17 protein-coding genes are annotated in these 14,911 nt (G+C 59.8%); 6 read left to right on the top strand and 11 right to left on the bottom strand.

The window, feature by feature from the left end:
- Positions 1–5: 5 nt before the first annotated feature.
- The 3 genes from ubiH to J3362_RS09780 are packed head-to-tail and all read left to right on the top strand — an operon-like array spanning position 6 to position 3,438.
- Complete coding sequence (gene ubiH / locus J3362_RS09790; protein ID WP_349519387.1) at positions 6–1,289, top strand: 2-octaprenyl-6-methoxyphenyl hydroxylase; 1,284 nt, start codon at positions 6–8, stop codon at positions 1,287–1,289.
- The gene (locus J3362_RS09785; RefSeq protein ID WP_349519386.1) at positions 1,282–2,505 is read left to right on the top strand and encodes an FAD-dependent monooxygenase; all 1,224 of its coding nucleotides are present in this window, start codon (positions 1,282–1,284) and stop codon (positions 2,503–2,505) included. The genes ubiH and J3362_RS09785 overlap by 8 nt, the downstream gene beginning before the upstream one ends.
- Positions 2,506–2,523: 18 nt before the next feature.
- Positions 2,524–3,438: a DUF808 domain-containing protein gene (locus tag J3362_RS09780; protein WP_349519385.1), complete on the top strand. Its 915-nt coding sequence runs from the start codon at positions 2,524–2,526 to the stop codon at positions 3,436–3,438.
- A 13-nt stretch (positions 3,439–3,451) separates the two neighbouring features.
- On the opposite strand, the gene J3362_RS09775 is transcribed toward J3362_RS09780, so the two are convergent.
- The 9 genes from J3362_RS09775 to ubiE all read right to left on the bottom strand — a co-directional run bounded on the left by J3362_RS09775 (position 3,452) and on the right by ubiE (position 9,639).
- Positions 3,452–4,171, bottom strand: a complete 720-nt coding sequence (locus tag J3362_RS09775) for a 16S rRNA (uracil(1498)-N(3))-methyltransferase (protein ID WP_349519384.1) — start codon at positions 4,169–4,171, stop codon at positions 3,452–3,454.
- Positions 4,168–4,953: a twin-arginine translocase subunit TatC gene (tatC, locus tag J3362_RS09770; RefSeq protein ID WP_349519383.1), complete on the bottom strand. Its 786-nt coding sequence runs from the start codon at positions 4,951–4,953 to the stop codon at positions 4,168–4,170. Before tatC ends, J3362_RS09775 begins: the two co-directional genes overlap by 4 nt.
- Positions 4,950–5,423, bottom strand: a complete 474-nt coding sequence (gene tatB / locus J3362_RS09765; protein WP_349519382.1) for a Sec-independent protein translocase protein TatB — start codon at positions 5,421–5,423, stop codon at positions 4,950–4,952. Before tatB ends, tatC begins: the two co-directional genes overlap by 4 nt.
- An 11-nt stretch (positions 5,424–5,434) precedes the next feature.
- Entirely contained in the window at positions 5,435–5,674 is a 240-nt protein-coding gene (gene tatA, locus J3362_RS09760; protein WP_148608823.1) for a Sec-independent protein translocase subunit TatA, read from the bottom strand.
- An 88-nt stretch (positions 5,675–5,762) separates the two neighbouring features.
- Complete coding sequence (locus tag J3362_RS09755; protein WP_349519381.1) at positions 5,763–6,092, bottom strand: phosphoribosyl-ATP diphosphatase; 330 nt, start codon at positions 6,090–6,092, stop codon at positions 5,763–5,765.
- Positions 6,093–6,122: 30 nt separating this feature from the next.
- A complete protein-coding gene (gene hisI / locus J3362_RS09750; RefSeq protein ID WP_349519380.1) occupies positions 6,123–6,539 on the bottom strand; it encodes a phosphoribosyl-AMP cyclohydrolase in 417 nt (138 codons plus the stop codon).
- Between the two features lie 27 nt (positions 6,540–6,566).
- Positions 6,567–8,210 carry a ubiquinone biosynthesis regulatory protein kinase UbiB gene (gene ubiB / locus J3362_RS09745; RefSeq protein WP_349519379.1) on the bottom strand — a complete coding sequence of 548 codons (1,644 nt, stop codon included), beginning with the start codon at positions 8,208–8,210 and terminating at the stop codon, positions 6,567–6,569.
- The gene (locus tag J3362_RS09740) at positions 8,207–8,848 is read right to left on the bottom strand and encodes a ubiquinone biosynthesis accessory factor UbiJ (protein ID WP_349519378.1); all 642 of its coding nucleotides are present in this window, start codon (positions 8,846–8,848) and stop codon (positions 8,207–8,209) included. The genes ubiB and J3362_RS09740 overlap by 4 nt, the downstream gene beginning before the upstream one ends.
- Positions 8,848–9,639, bottom strand: a complete 792-nt coding sequence (ubiE, locus tag J3362_RS09735; protein WP_349519377.1) for a bifunctional demethylmenaquinone methyltransferase/2-methoxy-6-polyprenyl-1,4-benzoquinol methylase UbiE — start codon at positions 9,637–9,639, stop codon at positions 8,848–8,850. Before ubiE ends, J3362_RS09740 begins: the two co-directional genes overlap by 1 nt.
- Positions 9,640–9,764: 125 nt before the next feature.
- Between ubiE and J3362_RS09730 the strand changes: the two genes are divergently transcribed.
- A complete protein-coding gene (locus J3362_RS09730) occupies positions 9,765–10,043 on the top strand; it encodes a polyhydroxyalkanoic acid system family protein (RefSeq protein ID WP_349519376.1) in 279 nt (92 codons plus the stop codon).
- 20 nt (positions 10,044–10,063) lie between these two features.
- On the opposite strand, the gene J3362_RS09725 is transcribed toward J3362_RS09730, so the two are convergent.
- Positions 10,064–10,813, bottom strand: a complete 750-nt coding sequence (locus J3362_RS09725) for a DUF8198 family protein (RefSeq protein ID WP_349519375.1) — start codon at positions 10,811–10,813, stop codon at positions 10,064–10,066.
- 83 nt (positions 10,814–10,896) lie between these two features.
- Positions 10,897–11,820, bottom strand: a complete 924-nt coding sequence (locus J3362_RS09720) for an alpha/beta hydrolase (protein ID WP_349519374.1) — start codon at positions 11,818–11,820, stop codon at positions 10,897–10,899.
- Positions 11,821–12,181: 361 nt separating this feature from the next.
- Here J3362_RS09720 and J3362_RS09715 point away from each other — a divergent pair, with 361 nt between their 5' ends.
- The gene (locus J3362_RS09715; protein ID WP_349519373.1) at positions 12,182–13,588 is read left to right on the top strand and encodes a WS/DGAT domain-containing protein; all 1,407 of its coding nucleotides are present in this window, start codon (positions 12,182–12,184) and stop codon (positions 13,586–13,588) included.
- Between the two features lie 187 nt (positions 13,589–13,775).
- Positions 13,776–14,876: a porin gene (locus J3362_RS09710; protein ID WP_104270852.1), complete on the top strand. Its 1,101-nt coding sequence runs from the start codon at positions 13,776–13,778 to the stop codon at positions 14,874–14,876.
- Positions 14,877–14,911 lie beyond the last annotated feature (35 nt).

Raw genomic sequence — 14,911 nt, 5'->3', positions numbered from 1 at the left:
AGCCTGTGACCAAGCCTGATACCGATCTGATCATTGCCGGTGGTGGCCTCGCCGGAGCAACTCTGGCCCTGGCGCTGGCACGGATGGTGCCGTCGCTGCGCGTGACCGTGGTCGAGGCCTTCCCGCTCTCGCCCGATGCCCTGCCGGAGAGTTACCAGCCCAGTTACGATGCCCGTTCAACCGCACTGGCGTGGGGCTCCCGGTTAATCTTCGAGGAGCTCGGGCTGTGGCAAAGGCTGGCCGAACATGCCACACCCATCGAGCATATCCATGTTTCAGATCGGGGCCATTTCGGCGCCACACGGTTGCATGCTGCCGAGCATGGCCAGGCGGCGCTCGGGTACGTGGCTGACAATCGCTGGATGGGGCTGTGTCTGATGCGTGAGCTTCTGGAGACCAACGTCCAGTGGCGGGCGCCGGCAGAAGTAACGGACATGACGCCGATTCCCGGCGGCGTCCGTGTGCAGCTCTCAGAAGAAGGTGATGAGGCCGCGGAACTGACGGCCCGTTGCCTTGTCGTTGCAGATGGCGGTCGTTCCGGTCTGCGGGAAAGACTCGGGTTCCGGCCGGATCGTCACAGCTATGGCCAGAACGCCCTGATCGCCAATGTCTCCACCAGTGACAGCCACGGATTCAACGCCTTTGAACGATTTACCGATGCCGGTCCAATGGCTCTCTTGCCCCATGGATCATCAACCAGAGCCGGACATCAGTCGGCACTGGTCTGGACGCTATCCGATGAGGTTTTGCAGCAGGTTCTGGCGTTGCCCGACGACGAGAAATGCCGTTGGCTTCAGGACCGGTTTGGCTGGCGTCTGGGCCGGTTTACCCGCATCGGCGCCTGTCACCATTACCCGCTGACCCTGACGACGGTAGACGAGCCGGTGCGCCCCGGGGTTGCCCTGGTGGGCAATGCGGCCCATGCCCTGCATCCGGTCGCCGGGCAGGGCTTCAATCTCGCGCTGAGAGGGCTCATGACGCTGGTCGAACAGTTCCGCCTGGCTGAAGAGCAGGGCAGGTCGATTGGCGATATCGAGGTCCTGAAGCGCTACCAGGCACTGCATCGGGAGGACTGGCAGCAGACGGTGCGCTTCTCCGATTCGCTTGTGCGTTTGTTCGGGCATTCCATGCTGCCGGTTGCGGCGGCCCGCGATGCCGGCCTGGTGGGTCTTGATCTGTTGCCTGGGGCAAAACGCTGGTTTGCCCGCAAGGCAATGGGCCTGGGCGGCCGCCGGGCCGTGATAGAGCGGCCCGGAAACCTGAACCGGGAGGCGCCGGCTAATGAGTGAGGCGCAAACGTTCGATATTCTTGTGGCTGGCGGTGGCATGATCGGTTCCGCCCTGGCTCTCGGGCTGTCACGACAGGGTTGGCATGTGGGGCTGGTGGAAGGTTCCGGCCATGAGTCTCTGGTTGAGGCGCAGGACTCCGCCACCACCGTTGCCGATTTTGAACCACGGGTCAGTGCCATTTCGGTGGCGAGTCAGCAATTGCTGGAGCAACTCGGAGTCTGGTCCGAGGTGACCGCCGGTCGGCACTGTCCTTACCAGACCATGACGGTCTGGGATGGCGACGGCACGGGGCGAATACAGTTTGAGGCAGCCGAGCTGCAGGCGAGAGCCCTCGGAACGATTGTCGAGAACCGCAGCATCGTGCGGGCACTGTTCAGGGCTCTGGAACAAAGTCCGGTCGAACTGATTGATGGCGCGAGGATTACTGGCTGTAAACGGTTATCTGGAACTTATACGGTTGAGCTTGAGGATGGTCGATCCTTGTCGGCGGGGCTACTGGTGGGGTGTGACGGTGCCAACTCCCGTCTGCGCCACTGGATCGGCCTGCCAACACGTGAGTGGGACTACGACCAGCAGGCTATCGTATGCACGGTGAAAACCAGCCAGAGCCACCGTTTCACCGCGTGGCAGCGATTTTCGACGACCGGGCCGCTGGCGTTTTTGCCCTTGCTACCAGAGTCCGGAGATGAGCATTTCTGTTCCATTGTCTGGTCCCAGGATACCGGGGAAGCGCGGCGTCTGATGGCTTTGGACGACACCGACTTTGCTGCTGAACTTGAGCGTGCGATTGAGCGCGAGCTGGGATCGGTGGAGTCCATTTCCGGCCGCTTCGCCTTTCCGCTTCGACAGCGCCACGCGAAGGACTACATTGCCCCCGGCTTTGCCCTCGTCGGCGATGCGGCCCATACCATCCACCCGCTGGCGGGACAGGGTGCCAACCTTGGCTACGGAGATGTACGGGCTATGCTCGATGAGCTTTCGCGAGCTAAAAAGGCGGGCCTGAGCCCAGCCAATGAGCTGGTCCTGGCCCGCTATCAGCGCCGCCGGAAAGGCGAGAATCTCGCCATGATGGCCGCCATGGAGGGCTTCAAGCAGCTGTTCGGCCGTGATGAGCTGCCGGTCCGCTGGCTGCGAAATACCGGCCTGCGCTGGCTCAACCAGATGGGGCCGGTGAAAAATCGTATAGCTGCCGAGGCCATGGGTCTTAACGGCTGAATAAAAAGGAATTGTCCAATGGCAGGAAGCAGCCTTCTGGTACTGATCGATGACATCGCCACTGTGCTGGACGATGTTGCCCTGATGACGAAAGCCGCCACCAAGAAAACCGCGGGTGTTCTGGGGGATGATCTGGCGCTCAACGCCCAGCAGGTGACCGGTGTAAAGCCTGCCCGGGAACTGCCAGTGGTTCTCGCGGTTGCCCGCGGCTCCATGATCAACAAGGCCATCCTGGTGCCGGCGGCCCTTGCGATCAGTTTTTTCATGCCCTGGCTGGTAACGCCTCTGCTGATGCTCGGCGGTGCATTCCTGTGTTTCGAGGGCTTCGAGAAGCTGGTGCACAAGTTTTTGCACCGGGAGCAGGACCAGAAGCGCAAAGGCGAGCTGCGTGAAGCCCTGAAGAGCCCGGACGTCGACTTGCGGGCGATTGAGAAAGACAAGATCAAGGGCGCCATCCGCACCGACTTCATTCTGTCTGCCGAGATCATTGCCATTACCCTTGGAACGGTAACGACCCAGACCATCGGCATGCAGTTCATGGTGCTGGCGGTGGTCGCCATCCTCATCACGGTCTGTGTTTACGGTCTGGTGGCGGGGATCGTGAAGCTGGACGACGGCGGTCTCTACCTCAGCCAGCAAGAGAACCCGGTGCTCCAGCAATTGGGTTCAGGCATTCTCTGGCTGGCTCCCTATCTGATGAAGACACTCTCCATTCTGGGCACTCTGGCAATGTTTCTGGTGGGTGGTGGCATTCTTACCCACGGACTAACGCCGGTATACGATGCTATTCATCACTTTGCCGAGGGTTTCAGTGGTGTGGCTGGTGTGCTCGTGCCAACGGTGGCCAATGGGCTGTTCGGTGTCATGGCAGGCGCGCTACTGGTGGCCATTATCACGCCACTGACGCGATGGTGGCAGGCAAGGAACGCCTGAGAAGACCGGGGCTCTAGAGGCAGGCGTCGAACAGCCGACTCACCAGTACCGGTACTGCGGTTTCGACCCGCAGAATGCGGGGGCCGAGATGCACGCTCTGGCAGCCGGCTTCTTCCAGTTTGCCCACTTCATAAGCCGTGAAGCCACCTTCCGGGCCAATGCAGAGCACGGTCGGCTGGTTAAGGTGCACAGGGCAGGGGGTGCTTGTGCCGGGATGCGCTACCAGGGCCTGTCGGTCTGCCAATAGCGCCGGCAACTCGTCTTCCACGAAGGGTTTGAACAGCTTGCGGATCTGCACCCGTGGGATCAGGGTATCTTTTGCCTGTTCCAGCCCGAGCGTCAGGTTCTCCCGAAGCTGTGCGTCTAAGAGCCACGGCGTCTGCCAGAAGCTTTTCTCCACCTTGTAGCTGTTAATCAGCCAGAGGTCTTTCACGCCCAGAGCAGCGCAGGTTTGCAGGATGCGACGGAACATCTTGGGCCGGGGCATGGCGAGTATCAGGGTGAGCGGCAGAGGCGGCGGCGGAGCCTGATCCAGCGTCACCCGCAGCTCCGCCTCGTTATCGGTAAGCCGGATAACTTCGCCGATTCCCATCTGGCCATCCGCGCGGCCCACCGGCACGGTATCGCCAGCAACGACTTTTATGACGGACTGCAGATGCGCCAGGCGTCGACCGCGAAGAACGGCACGATCAGTTGCCACGAAATCCTCGTCAAACAGTAACGCCAGATTCATTCGCCGGCGGGCTCATCGCTTTCCGGGTCTGCGACTTCCCGTTTCGCCAGCCGCCCGAACAGGATGCCGACCTCGAACAGGATCCACATGGGTACCGCGAGAAGGGTCTGGGAAATAATATCCGGCGGCGTCAGCAGCATGCCGATGATGAAACAGCCCACCACCACGTAAGGGCGCTTGGCCGCGAGATCGGCGGGCGTGGTGGCGCCGGTGAGGATCAACAGCACCGTGGCGATCGGAATTTCGAAGGCCACACCGAAGGCGAAGAACATCTTGAGTACGAAATTGAGGTAGCTGGTGATGTCCGGTAGTTCGACGATGCCTTCGGGGCCTATCGCGGTAAAGAAGCCGAACACCAGCGGGAAAACCACGTAATAGGCAAACGCCGCGCCCGCGTAGAACAGGATGACCGAAGTAAACAGCAGCGGAAAGGCCAGGCGTTTTTCGTGGGCGTAGAGGCCCGGCGCAATAAAGCTCCAGAGCTGGTAGAGAATGATCGGAATGGCAGCGAACACAGCCAGAACCAGGGCCAACTTCAGCGGTGCGAAGAAGGGCGAGGTAACGTCTGTTGCGATCATGGTCTGGCCAACGGGCAACAGGGAGCGGATGGGCTCCGACAGCCACAGGTAAAGTTCGTTGGCAAACGGATAAATGGCAGCGAAGCAGATCAGCACCGCAAGGACCATTTTCAGAAGGCGATTACGCAGTTCGAGCAGGTGCTCGATCAGTGGCATTTCCTGCTGTTCCGGAGGCAGCTGGTTGCCGTCGGGTTTTGCATTCATGAACGATTATCCGGCGGACTTTGCGGGGTTTCGCTTTTGTGTTGTTCGTTTCCGGCAGAACCCGCGTCAGGGTTCTGCGAGGAGTCACTGGTATCAGCGTGATCCTGTGCCGGAGTCTCGGAAGCTTTCGACTGGCTGGATACCCGTCGTGTCGCGGGTGCGGGCCTTGGCTTCTGGGTCTCGTTCTCGGGCAGGATCATGTGCTCATACTTCTTGGCCTCGTCCAGGGCGCCGCGCACGGTTTTCTGAACGTCGTCGAGGCCAACATCTCCTGCCTTGCGAAGCTCGTCGCGGAGTTCGCCGGCTTTCAGTTCCCGGTCCAGTTCCGAGGTGAACTGGCCAACCATGCGCCGTGCACCACCCACCCAGCGGCCAGCCGCACGGGCGGCCGCGGGCAGGCGCTCGGGACCGAGCACCAACAGCGCTATGACGCCGCAGATCAGCAGCTCAAGAAAGCCGATATCGAACATTCAGCCTGGTCTCAGCTGTGGGACTTGTCCCGGGGCTTGTCTTCGGCCGCAGCCTGTTGCTGTGGCTGCTCCTCTTCCTTGCCTTCCAGGGACTCCTGGTTCTCGGCCTTGGAGTCCTCATCGCTCATCGACTTCTTGAAGCCGCGAATGGCACCACCGAGGTCACTGCCGATGTTGCGCAGCTTCTTGGTCCCGAACAACAGAATGACAATGCCGAGTACGATAAGTAATTGCCAGATGCTGATACCCATTACGGGGTCCTCGTTTTAATGTTTCTGTTCAATGACATTGTACGTTACCAGAACCGTTACGCGGAAACCCCTTTAGAGGTATTACCGGTCACTTGTTCCTCGACGCTTTTTCTTCCAGGCCTGACAGATCGAACCGGCTTGCCAGTTCGTCCAGGATGTCTTTCGGGCCAAGGCCCAGGCTCGACAGCATCACCATGCTGTGAAACCAGAGGTCGGCCGTTTCATAAACCACGTCCCGTGTTTCCCCGGAATGCTCTGCGTCCTTGGCGGCCAGCAGGGTTTCCGTGCACTCTTCCCCCACTTTTTCCAGGATCTTGTTCAGACCCTTGGCATGGAGACTGGCTACGTAGGAGGTTTCCGGATCTGCTTCTTTCCGGGCTTCCAGAACCCTTGCCAGGTTTTCCAGTACTTCGCTCACTGTCCGTGCTCCTCAGTTGCTGCCGTAGCCTCAGTTGCTGCCGTAGATAGTGCCGGGGTCCTTGATCACCGGGTCAACGCTGACCCACTGACCGTCTTTCAGGGTCCGGTAGAAGCAGCTGCGTCTGCCAGTATGGCAGGCGATGCCGCCTTTTTGTTCCACTTTCAGCAGGATGACGTCCTCGTCGCAGTCCAGTCGAATGTCCCGGATGACCTGTTGGTGCCCCGAGGTTTCCCCTTTGCGCCAGAGCTTGCCCCGGGAGCGCGACCAGTATACGGCGTGTCCTTCTTCGGCGGTCAGCCTGAGCGACTCGCGGTTCATCCAGGCCATCATCAGGATATCGCCGGTGTCGGCGTCCTGGGCGATGGCTGGCACCAGGCCGTCCTCTGTCCAGCGAATGGCATCCAGCCAGTCAGGGGTCTCGACCTTATCCGAGCTATTTTGCATTTTTGTGAATCCTGAAATCTTTATCGGTTATCGGCTGCCCCGGAGCATGAGCCCGCCGGCGACGGCAAACAGGGCCCAGCTCCAGGTTGGCACGCTTTCAATCCACTGCCGACCCTCGGGCTGAGTGCCCAGAAAGCCGCCTGCGATGAGCAGTACCGCCAATGTCGCCCGCCGCCAACGCCGCTCAGTACGGATCTGCTGCTCCCGGAGCAACGCCAGTGTCGCCCTGTTCTGGGGCTCGGTGGGCCCCGCCTGCCGCAGTTGCAATAGCGCATCGTGCACCAGCTGGGGCATTTCCGGCGACTGTTCCAGCCAGGAGGGAAGGTGCGACTGCAGCGACTTGATCAGCCCCGAGGGGCCAATGCGTTTGCGCATCCAGGTCTCGAGGTAGGGTTGCGCGGTGCTCCATAAATCCAGATCCGGATACAGCTGTCGGCCCAGACCTTCCACGTTCAGGAGGGTTTTCTGCAGTAGAACGAGCTGGGGCTGCACTTCCATGTTGAATCGCCTCGCCGTCTGGAACAGGCGTAACAGGAAATGGCCGAACGAGATGTCCTTTAAAGGCTTCTCGAAAATTGGTTCGCAAACAGTACGTATGGCCGCCTCAAACTGGTTCACCGGGGTATCGGGTGGTACCCAGCCGGACTGAATGTGCAGCTGCGCAACCTGCCGGTAATCCCGGCGGAAAAAAGCGAGCAGGTTGCGGGCAAGGTAGCTCTGGTCGTCCGGCGCCAGGGTGCCGACAATGCCAAAATCGATGGCGATATACCGGGGATCAGCAGGATTGGAGGTATCCACGAAAATGTTGCCGGGGTGCATGTCCGCGTGGAAGAAGCTGTCCCGGAACACCTGGGTAAAGAAAATCTCCACGCCTTTCTCGGCGAGCACCTTCATGTTAACGCCAGCGGCTTTCAGGGCGGCGGTGTCGGCAATGGGGATACCATGGATGCGCTCCATCACCAGCACCGATTTGCGGGTGTAGTCCCAGTCGATAAACGGAATGTAGATCAGCGATGAGTTCTCGAAATTACGGCGTAGCTGGCTGGCATTGGCGGCTTCGCGCTGCAGGTCGAGCTCATCGTGAATGGTGGAATCGTAGTCGGCCACCACTTCCACCGGATGCAGGCGCTTGCCCTCTGACCAGTATTTTTCCAGCAGGCCGGCCATCAGGTACATCAGGGCCAGGTCCTGACGGATTACCTTCTCAATGCCCGGTCGCAGAACTTTCACGACTACCTTCTGGCCGTTGCGCAGGGTGGCTGCATGCACCTGGGCAACCGATGCCGAGGCAAGCGGGTCCGGGCTGAATTCGGCAAACAATTCCGAGACGGGAGCGCCGAGGGAAGTTTCGATGATGCACCGGGCTTCATCGCTCGGAAACGGCGGTACCCGGTCCTGAAGATTTTTCAGGGATTCGGCCATGTCATCCGGCAGCAGGTCCCGTCGGGTAGAGAGAATCTGGCCGAACTTTACGAATACCGGGCCCAACTCTTCCAGTGCCAGCCGCAGGCGATCTCCCCGGTCGAGCTTGGGTTTCGGGAACAGGTGCCAGGGCGCCAGCAGGAAAAACACCTTCAGGGGCGCGGGCAGCTCTGCGATAGGCAGGAACGTGTCCAGTCGATAGCGGCAGAATACCCAGGCAATTCGGAACAGGCGTTGCAGGCGGGTCACAGGTTCTCCGATTCGTCAGTCTTGCCGCGGTTTTCAATCAGATTAAGCCGCGCTTCCAGTCTTTCCGTGCGCAGGTTCAGTTCGTCGATATCCTCGAACGTAGCTTCCAGCTCCCTCCGACCGGGAAGGGCGCGACTTTCCTCGTGCACATACTCCTCGATGTTGGCATTCAGGGACTGAAAGGCCTGTCGACTCCATCGGATAGCGCCGCGAACCCGTTGGCCCAGGAAGTGCGCGGGCACATCACCGATATGCCGGGCCATGGCCGCTTCCCAGTCCGGCTCAAGCTGGTTCAGGGCACGCTGAAGCTGGTGAGCCAGGGCCGTGTCACCGGCCACGTCGAGACGACCGTCGGCGAAGACCCGGTCATCACCGGTGGCCAGCGCCGCAAAGGCAATGGGTTTGCCCGTAATCTCCAGGGCGGGCTGTTCGGCCGGCTGACTGCCCACCCGGACGCGGTTTCCGGTCCGGTCCAGGGTGTAGGTCAGGGCAATCGGGTCGGTGATATTGAACTGAACCGGGCCCGCCAACGCTTCCATCAAGGCTCTATGCCCCGCCGGGTCCAGTTCCAGTGCCCGGTTCAGGGCACTTTCGAGGATGGCGGAGACAGCGGAAAGCAGGGTGGGGCCGGGAAACATCAGGGCTTGATTCCCACATGCAGGGCGACGATGCCACCGGTCATGTTGTAGTACTTGCAGTTCACCAGACCCGCGTTTTCCATCATGCCCTTCAGGGTGTCCTGGTCCGGATGCATGCGGATGGATTCGGCCAGGTATTTGTAGCTTTCACTATCACCGGCAATCAGCTGACCCATGATTGGCAGAGCGGAAAATGAGTAGGTGTCATAGGCCTTGCTCAGCAGCGGATTGGTCGGCTTGGAGAATTCCAGGATCATCAGCTTGCCACCGGGTTTCAGAACCCGGGTCATGTCACGCAGGGCCTGGTCTTTATCGGTGACATTGCGCAGACCGAAGGCGATGGATACGGCGTTGAAGTTGTTGTCCGGAAACGGCAGATGCTCGGCATCCGCCTGTACGTATTCAATGTTGCCGGCATAGCCGCGATCGGTCAGCCGGCTGCGGCCCACCTGCAGCATGGAGGCATTGATGTCGGCCAGCACCACCTTGCCGGACGGACCCACAAGGTCTGAAAACTTCATGGTGAGATCGCCAGTGCCGCCGGCAATGTCCAGCACCTGGTGGCCGGGACGCACGCCCGAAAGCTCAATGGTGAAACGTTTCCAGAGCCGGTGAATTCCCATGGACATCAGGTCATTCATGAGGTCGTACTTGCCCGCCACACTGTGGAACACCTCGGCCACCTGGCTCGCTTTCTGGCTCTTGGGCACATTGCGGAAACCGAAATGGGTTACGTCGTCCTGGCCGTTGCTGTTTGCGGCCTGGTTGGCTGGCGTTTGCTGCTCGCTCATGGGGCATGTCCTGTCAGAATCTGAACCCCGTATTCTAACCGCTGACGGGGTTGCTACAAGGGTGGCGATGAGTTAAATCGCGCCCTAAACTGTAAATCTATCCAAATCCGAGAGAAAACCGCTTCATGTCTGTAATTGATGTACATCGCCCGCACGCCCTGGACAAAGAGCACGCAAGGCAGGCTGCAGAATCCCTTGCCAAAGACCTGTCCAGTCAGTTTGACGTGCATTATGAGTGGGAAGGCGACCACCTGAAGTTCAAGCGCAGTGGCGTCAAGGGGCACCTGAACATCACCCCGACAGACCTGCACATTCACCTCGAGCTGGGCATGATGCTGCGGCCCTTCAAATCCCGGATCGAGCAGGAAATCCACTCCCAGCTGGACCAGATCATCAAGGCCTGAGCCGGCGGCCTATCCTTGGCTCAGAGGTTTTCCGGCAGGCTGAACGGGTCCGGGTGATGGTCGAGGATATTGCGCATCACCTGCTGCTCCCGGGAAACCAGCCGGTCAATCAGTAGCTCCACATCGTCCATCCTCCGGAAGGCGGAATAGCCCCGGTGCAGGAAACTGTGCAGATCCGTCAGATCGGCCATCTCTGCCGGGCCCCGGGTCATCGATAGCAGCCACCCAAGGGTGCGGTTGCGGACATAGCGATCCAGTTGCTGGCCAACGTCTGCCACCAGGGTAATCTGTTTCTCTCTCTGCGCCAGCCTTCGGCTCTCCCGGTAGGCGGCACAATAGTCATCGGTGGTGATTGACCGGGCGGACACACCCTGCTGATGGAACAGTTCGGCGAGCTCCAGGTCCAGCTGCTGGGTGATCAGGTTCAGTTCCACGAGGCCGGCGAAGGTGTCCAGCAGATTATCTGGCAACCACTTCACCATTTTGGGAAACACCCGATCGATATTGTCGTCCCGGCGGGTCATGCCGGCCGGGGCGTAGAGGTCGGTCAGCAGAAATTCGAGGCCGTGGTGATATCCGGGATGGCGATAAAGATCCTCATGGGTCGACTTCAGCCGCTCCGCCTGCCAGTCGGCCACGGAGACGGCGTGTTCCATCAGCGGATGCTCGGCTTTCAGGTGCCGGAAATCATGGTAGTCCAGAAGCAGTTGCTGCAGCTGGCGAGCGCTTTCAGAGCGGGCTTCGGTAGCGACGAGGCGCTCACGGTACATGGGCGATGGCTCCACTAAACCTGAGGAAAAGAGCGTAGTTTAGCGGAGCTGCAGTGGTCTTGCAGCAGGGTACAGACCGGGCGTCAGCCCTGCGCGGCTGTCGGGAGCGTTTCGAACCCCGGAACCCATTCCTTGCTGTCCAGAGTAATGAAGTGGCTCGGCGCCTGGGTTTCCACGATGCGCATAGTGGTCGGGCTCTGGCGGGCGCTGGCCAGCATGGATGAGCGATCCAGAATGCGATCCACCGCAGGGATCAGGAAGGTGCCGTGGCGCACATGGCCGTAGACACTGCTGTCCGTCCGCGCCATCCAGTCCATGATGTTCTCGATGTTACGAACAATCGTCAGGTGATCCTTGGTGGCTGAGAACAGCTTGCTCAACAGCTGCTTCTTGCGCGGGTTCATTTTGCCGAAGAAGGTCTGGCCATAGGCTGACGACGGAGCGCTGTTGATCAGCCGGATCAGCCAGGGCCACATGCCGTGGCTGACCGGTTCCAGAATGGTGGTTACCAGAGCGGAGAGCTTGCCGTCGGGGAGTACCGGTGCCTCCAGAACCACTTCCACGTCATCATAGAGCTCGGGCCATTGTTTGATGGCCTCAAGAATTACCGCTCCGCCACGGGAATGTCCATGAACCCGGATGTTCTGAGTAGTCGGCAGGCTGGAGAGCGCCTGGTTAAGAATGCAGGCGTCGTACTCAATCGTGCCTTCCAGCTGCTTGATCGGCACTTCCCATTCCGGAGTCTCCGGCGTAACGCCATTTACCGGGATGTGGTAGTTGCTGCAGGTGAGCAGGATCAGTTCAGTGGTCGGCGCTTCATAGGCCTGGGTGAAGTAGCAGTGATTTTCCAGAAAGCCGTGCACGCCAATAACGGTCTGCTCCGCTTTGCCGCTGTGGTTGCGAACGGAAACAGCGCCCTTGCCGACGCGATACACGTGCCCGGAAAACATTTCCGAGTAAGCGCTTTCAATCGGTTTGATCAGCTTGCGAACATGGCTCGCTTTCATAACTGTTCTCCCACCCAGCACGGCAATGGCCTGTTGTTGGAATTTGGTTGTGCTGGTAAGCCTTTTGTACTCCGATCATCTGGTTATGTTACTGGCTCTGAGTACGGATTTTTTGATCTCTCAGGGCCAATCGGTCACGGATCGGCAGCGTTTAATAACCATTGCACCAAGGCTTATAACCAGTATAGGACTGAACAGTTACTCACGTGTAATTTTTTGTAACAGCGTGCGCTGGTGCCGCATATGGAGACGGCGCGGCTTGTCTGGCACAATGCGGAGTTCGGTTTTTACTTAGGGCGCCTCCTGCTTGGCATTGGATCCAAGGCCCCTTTCTTCATTACTTCTCCAGGGACGTTCGGGTTTGAGTCACGAGCAATCGCATCTCCTGCTACCTGCTGATTCGGCCTGGCTGGCCCTGGAGCGCCCGGAAAACCCCATGACCATCACCGTGATGCTGCGGGTTGATGGGCTCACTGCGCCCCGTTTCAGGGAGTTTCTGCGGGTGTACTGGATGGCCTGGGAGCGTTTCCGGTACATGCCCGTCAAACGCTCACCGGCCTGGTGGTGGGAGCAGGATCCGACGTTTGATGTCCGCCACCACCTTGATGTGGTTGTGGACCGTTTCACGCCCGACAGCCTTCAGGAATGGGTGTCCGCGCGGCTGAACCAGCCTCTGCCCATGTATCGTCCGCGTTGGAAATTCTGGCTTGCGCCCAATGCCGAGGGTGGGGCGGTGCTGCTGCTGCGCATTCACCACTGTTACGCCGACGGCCTGTCTCTGCTGGGCATCTTTGACCGACTGTGCCCATCCTCTCCCCAGCAGCATCCCGCCATTTACGGCGCCCCCGAAATCGCGGAGCTGTCACGCTGGACGGCTGCGGCAAAGGCCTGGTTCGGGCAGCTGATGGCATCCGAAGAGCCTTCTGAAGAATCCCACGGTGCTGGCAATGCAGACCGGTCCGCCGGTAATCAATGGCAGGACGCGGGGCGCTTGCTGGAGCGGGTCGCCAAGAAGAGCCTGAAGCTGGTCAATGAATTTTCGGAGTTCCTGGTGGAGCCGGAAGACACGGCGACGGATCTCAGGCAGCCGCTGCTGGGGAGGCGACATTGTCGCTGGTCCGAGCCGGTGCCCCTCGACCGCTTCAGAAACATTGCCCGAGCTACCAATGTAACCATCAACGATGTGTTGCTGAGCTGTGTGGCGGCGGCTGTGCGCACCCGCCTGGGCATTGAAGGCGAGGACCTCGATGAAGCCGTGCTGCATGCCGCCGTGCCGGTGGACATTCGCAGTCGCCTGCCGGAGGAGCTCAAGCCGGCACCCGGCGCGCTGGGCAACTATTTTGGCACCGTGTTTGTCCCCTTGCCGGTGGATGGTGAAAGTCCCCTCGAGCGACTTTTCCGCATCAAGCACGAAACCCGACGTCTGAAGAAGAGCTGGCAGCCGGGTATTGCCTGGGGCCTCGCGGCCAGCGCCACGATTGTGCCGGAGCCCTGGCGAGAACCTCTGGCGGAGGTGTTTTATCGCAAGGCCAGTGCCGTGGTGTCCAACGTGCCCGGCACTCCGGAGGCCCGGTATATTGCCGGCTGCCGCATAACCGAACAGATGTTCTGGGTGCCCCAGGCCGGCGATATCGGTCTTGGGATCAGCATTGTCAGCTACGCCGACCAGGTGCAGTTTGGCGTGGTTGCGGATGAGGCCGTCATGGCCGACCCCGAAGACTTTCTCAATGACTGCCTGCAGGAACTGGCCCAGTTCCCCGGCGACTGATCCGCCGGGTCGTACTCCCAAAGTTTCAATTCAAGTGCCTCCCAAATGAGCAGAAAACCTGCTCCGTCGAAGCATTTTCCCCCTCCCTCGCATCACCGACCATGGAATTCAGGCGACAGACCGCGCCTGGGGCGTCCGGATGATCCGGGCCTCCGATCCCAGATTTCCAAAAACAACCGGGGGAACTATGAAAAACAATAACGTCAGAAAGTCAGGGTTAGCGATTGCCATGGCAGCGGCCATGGGTGCCAGCGCAGGGGCCAATGCCGCTGTTGAGCTGTATAACCAGGACGGCACCAGCTTTTCCGTGGATGGCTACTTCAACGCATTCTACGTAAACCGTGACGATAAGCAGAACGACGTTCGGGATTCCCGCATCAAGATGGGCTTCCTGCCGAACACCATCGGCTTCAATTTCAGCAAGGATATGGGTGATCTGACCCTGGGCGGACGTTCCTCGTTCTGGACCACCATCAATGACAGTCTTGATTCACCCACAGACACCGCCATCGATGTGCGTCAGTTCTATGCCACGGTAGACGGCGATTTTGGTCAGGTGCTGATTGGTAAGGACTTCGGTCTTTACGCCCGCTCCAACATTTTCCTCGACGAAATCCTGATGGGATTCGGTTCCCCGGGCGTTGCCGGTGGCGTTTCCTTCGGCAATATCCGTGCAGGCTATCCGTACCCGACACCCTCCGCCCAGATTACCTATCGCTCGCCGGATATGGGCGGCCTCAAAGTCGCGGCCGGTGTGCTGGATCCCGCCGATACGGTGACCGGCGCCAACGATGAAAACGCCGCACCCCGCTTTGAGTCCGAGGTAACCTATAACGCCAACCTGAACGACGTAGCCCTGACCGGCTGGGTGAACGGCCGCTACCAGTCTGCCGAGAACGGCACCACGACCGTTGACAGCACAGGCCTCGGGTACGGTATCAAGGCGTCGGTCGCGGGACTGACCCTGGCCGCCTCCGGTTTTACTTCCAAGGGTGACAACCCGGTTCTGATCGGCAACGGTGCGGTGACCGAAGACGATGCCGACGGCTTCCTGGTTCAGGGCTCCTATGCCTTCGGTGCCAATCGCGTTGTGCTTTCCTACGGCGAGACGGACGCTGAAATCCTGAATCTGGAAACCGAGAGCACAACGCTCGGGTTCTTCCACGATGTAAACAGCAACTTCAAGCTGGTTGCCGAGTACAACATGTACGAAGACAACAACCGCACCACCGGTGCAACCACCACTGAGGCGGACACCATCGCCCTTGGCGCCATCGTGATGTTCTAAGCCCTAGCTGGCGTTGCGGGTGGCAGGAGGCCTCT

This window comes from Marinobacter sp. NFXS11, from assembly GCF_040148675.1.
In the GTDB taxonomy this organism is placed as follows: Bacteria; Pseudomonadota; Gammaproteobacteria; order Pseudomonadales; family Oleiphilaceae; genus Marinobacter.
The sequence above is the reverse complement of the archived record's forward strand: the minus strand, read 5'-3'. Positions and strand labels throughout refer to the sequence as shown.

What these genes read in the sequence shown, in the direction of transcription:
- J3362_RS09785 (WP_349519386.1), top strand. Translation starts at nt 1,282, where the DNA reads ATGAGTGAGGCGCAAACGTTCGATATTCTTGTGGCTGGCGGTGGCATG.
- J3362_RS09725 (WP_349519375.1), bottom strand. Translation starts at nt 10,813, where the DNA reads ATGTACCGTGAGCGCCTCGTCGCTACCGAAGCCCGCTCTGAAAGCGCT.
- J3362_RS09720 (WP_349519374.1), bottom strand. Translation starts at nt 11,820, where the DNA reads ATGAAAGCGAGCCATGTTCGCAAGCTGATCAAACCGATTGAAAGCGCT.
- J3362_RS09730 (WP_349519376.1), top strand. Translation starts at nt 9,765, where the DNA reads ATGTCTGTAATTGATGTACATCGCCCGCACGCCCTGGACAAAGAGCAC.
- hisI (WP_349519380.1), bottom strand. Translation starts at nt 6,539, where the DNA reads ATGCAAAATAGCTCGGATAAGGTCGAGACCCCTGACTGGCTGGATGCC.
- tatB (WP_349519382.1), bottom strand. Translation starts at nt 5,423, where the DNA reads ATGTTCGATATCGGCTTTCTTGAGCTGCTGATCTGCGGCGTCATAGCG.
- J3362_RS09710 (WP_104270852.1), top strand. Translation starts at nt 13,776, where the DNA reads ATGAAAAACAATAACGTCAGAAAGTCAGGGTTAGCGATTGCCATGGCA.
- tatA (WP_148608823.1), bottom strand. Translation starts at nt 5,674, where the DNA reads ATGGGTATCAGCATCTGGCAATTACTTATCGTACTCGGCATTGTCATT.
- J3362_RS09775 (WP_349519384.1), bottom strand. Translation starts at nt 4,171, where the DNA reads ATGAATCTGGCGTTACTGTTTGACGAGGATTTCGTGGCAACTGATCGT.
- J3362_RS09780 (WP_349519385.1), top strand. Translation starts at nt 2,524, where the DNA reads ATGGCAGGAAGCAGCCTTCTGGTACTGATCGATGACATCGCCACTGTG.
- J3362_RS09740 (WP_349519378.1), bottom strand. Translation starts at nt 8,848, where the DNA reads ATGTTTCCCGGCCCCACCCTGCTTTCCGCTGTCTCCGCCATCCTCGAA.
- ubiE (WP_349519377.1), bottom strand. Translation starts at nt 9,639, where the DNA reads ATGAGCGAGCAGCAAACGCCAGCCAACCAGGCCGCAAACAGCAACGGC.
- tatC (WP_349519383.1), bottom strand. Translation starts at nt 4,953, where the DNA reads ATGAATGCAAAACCCGACGGCAACCAGCTGCCTCCGGAACAGCAGGAA.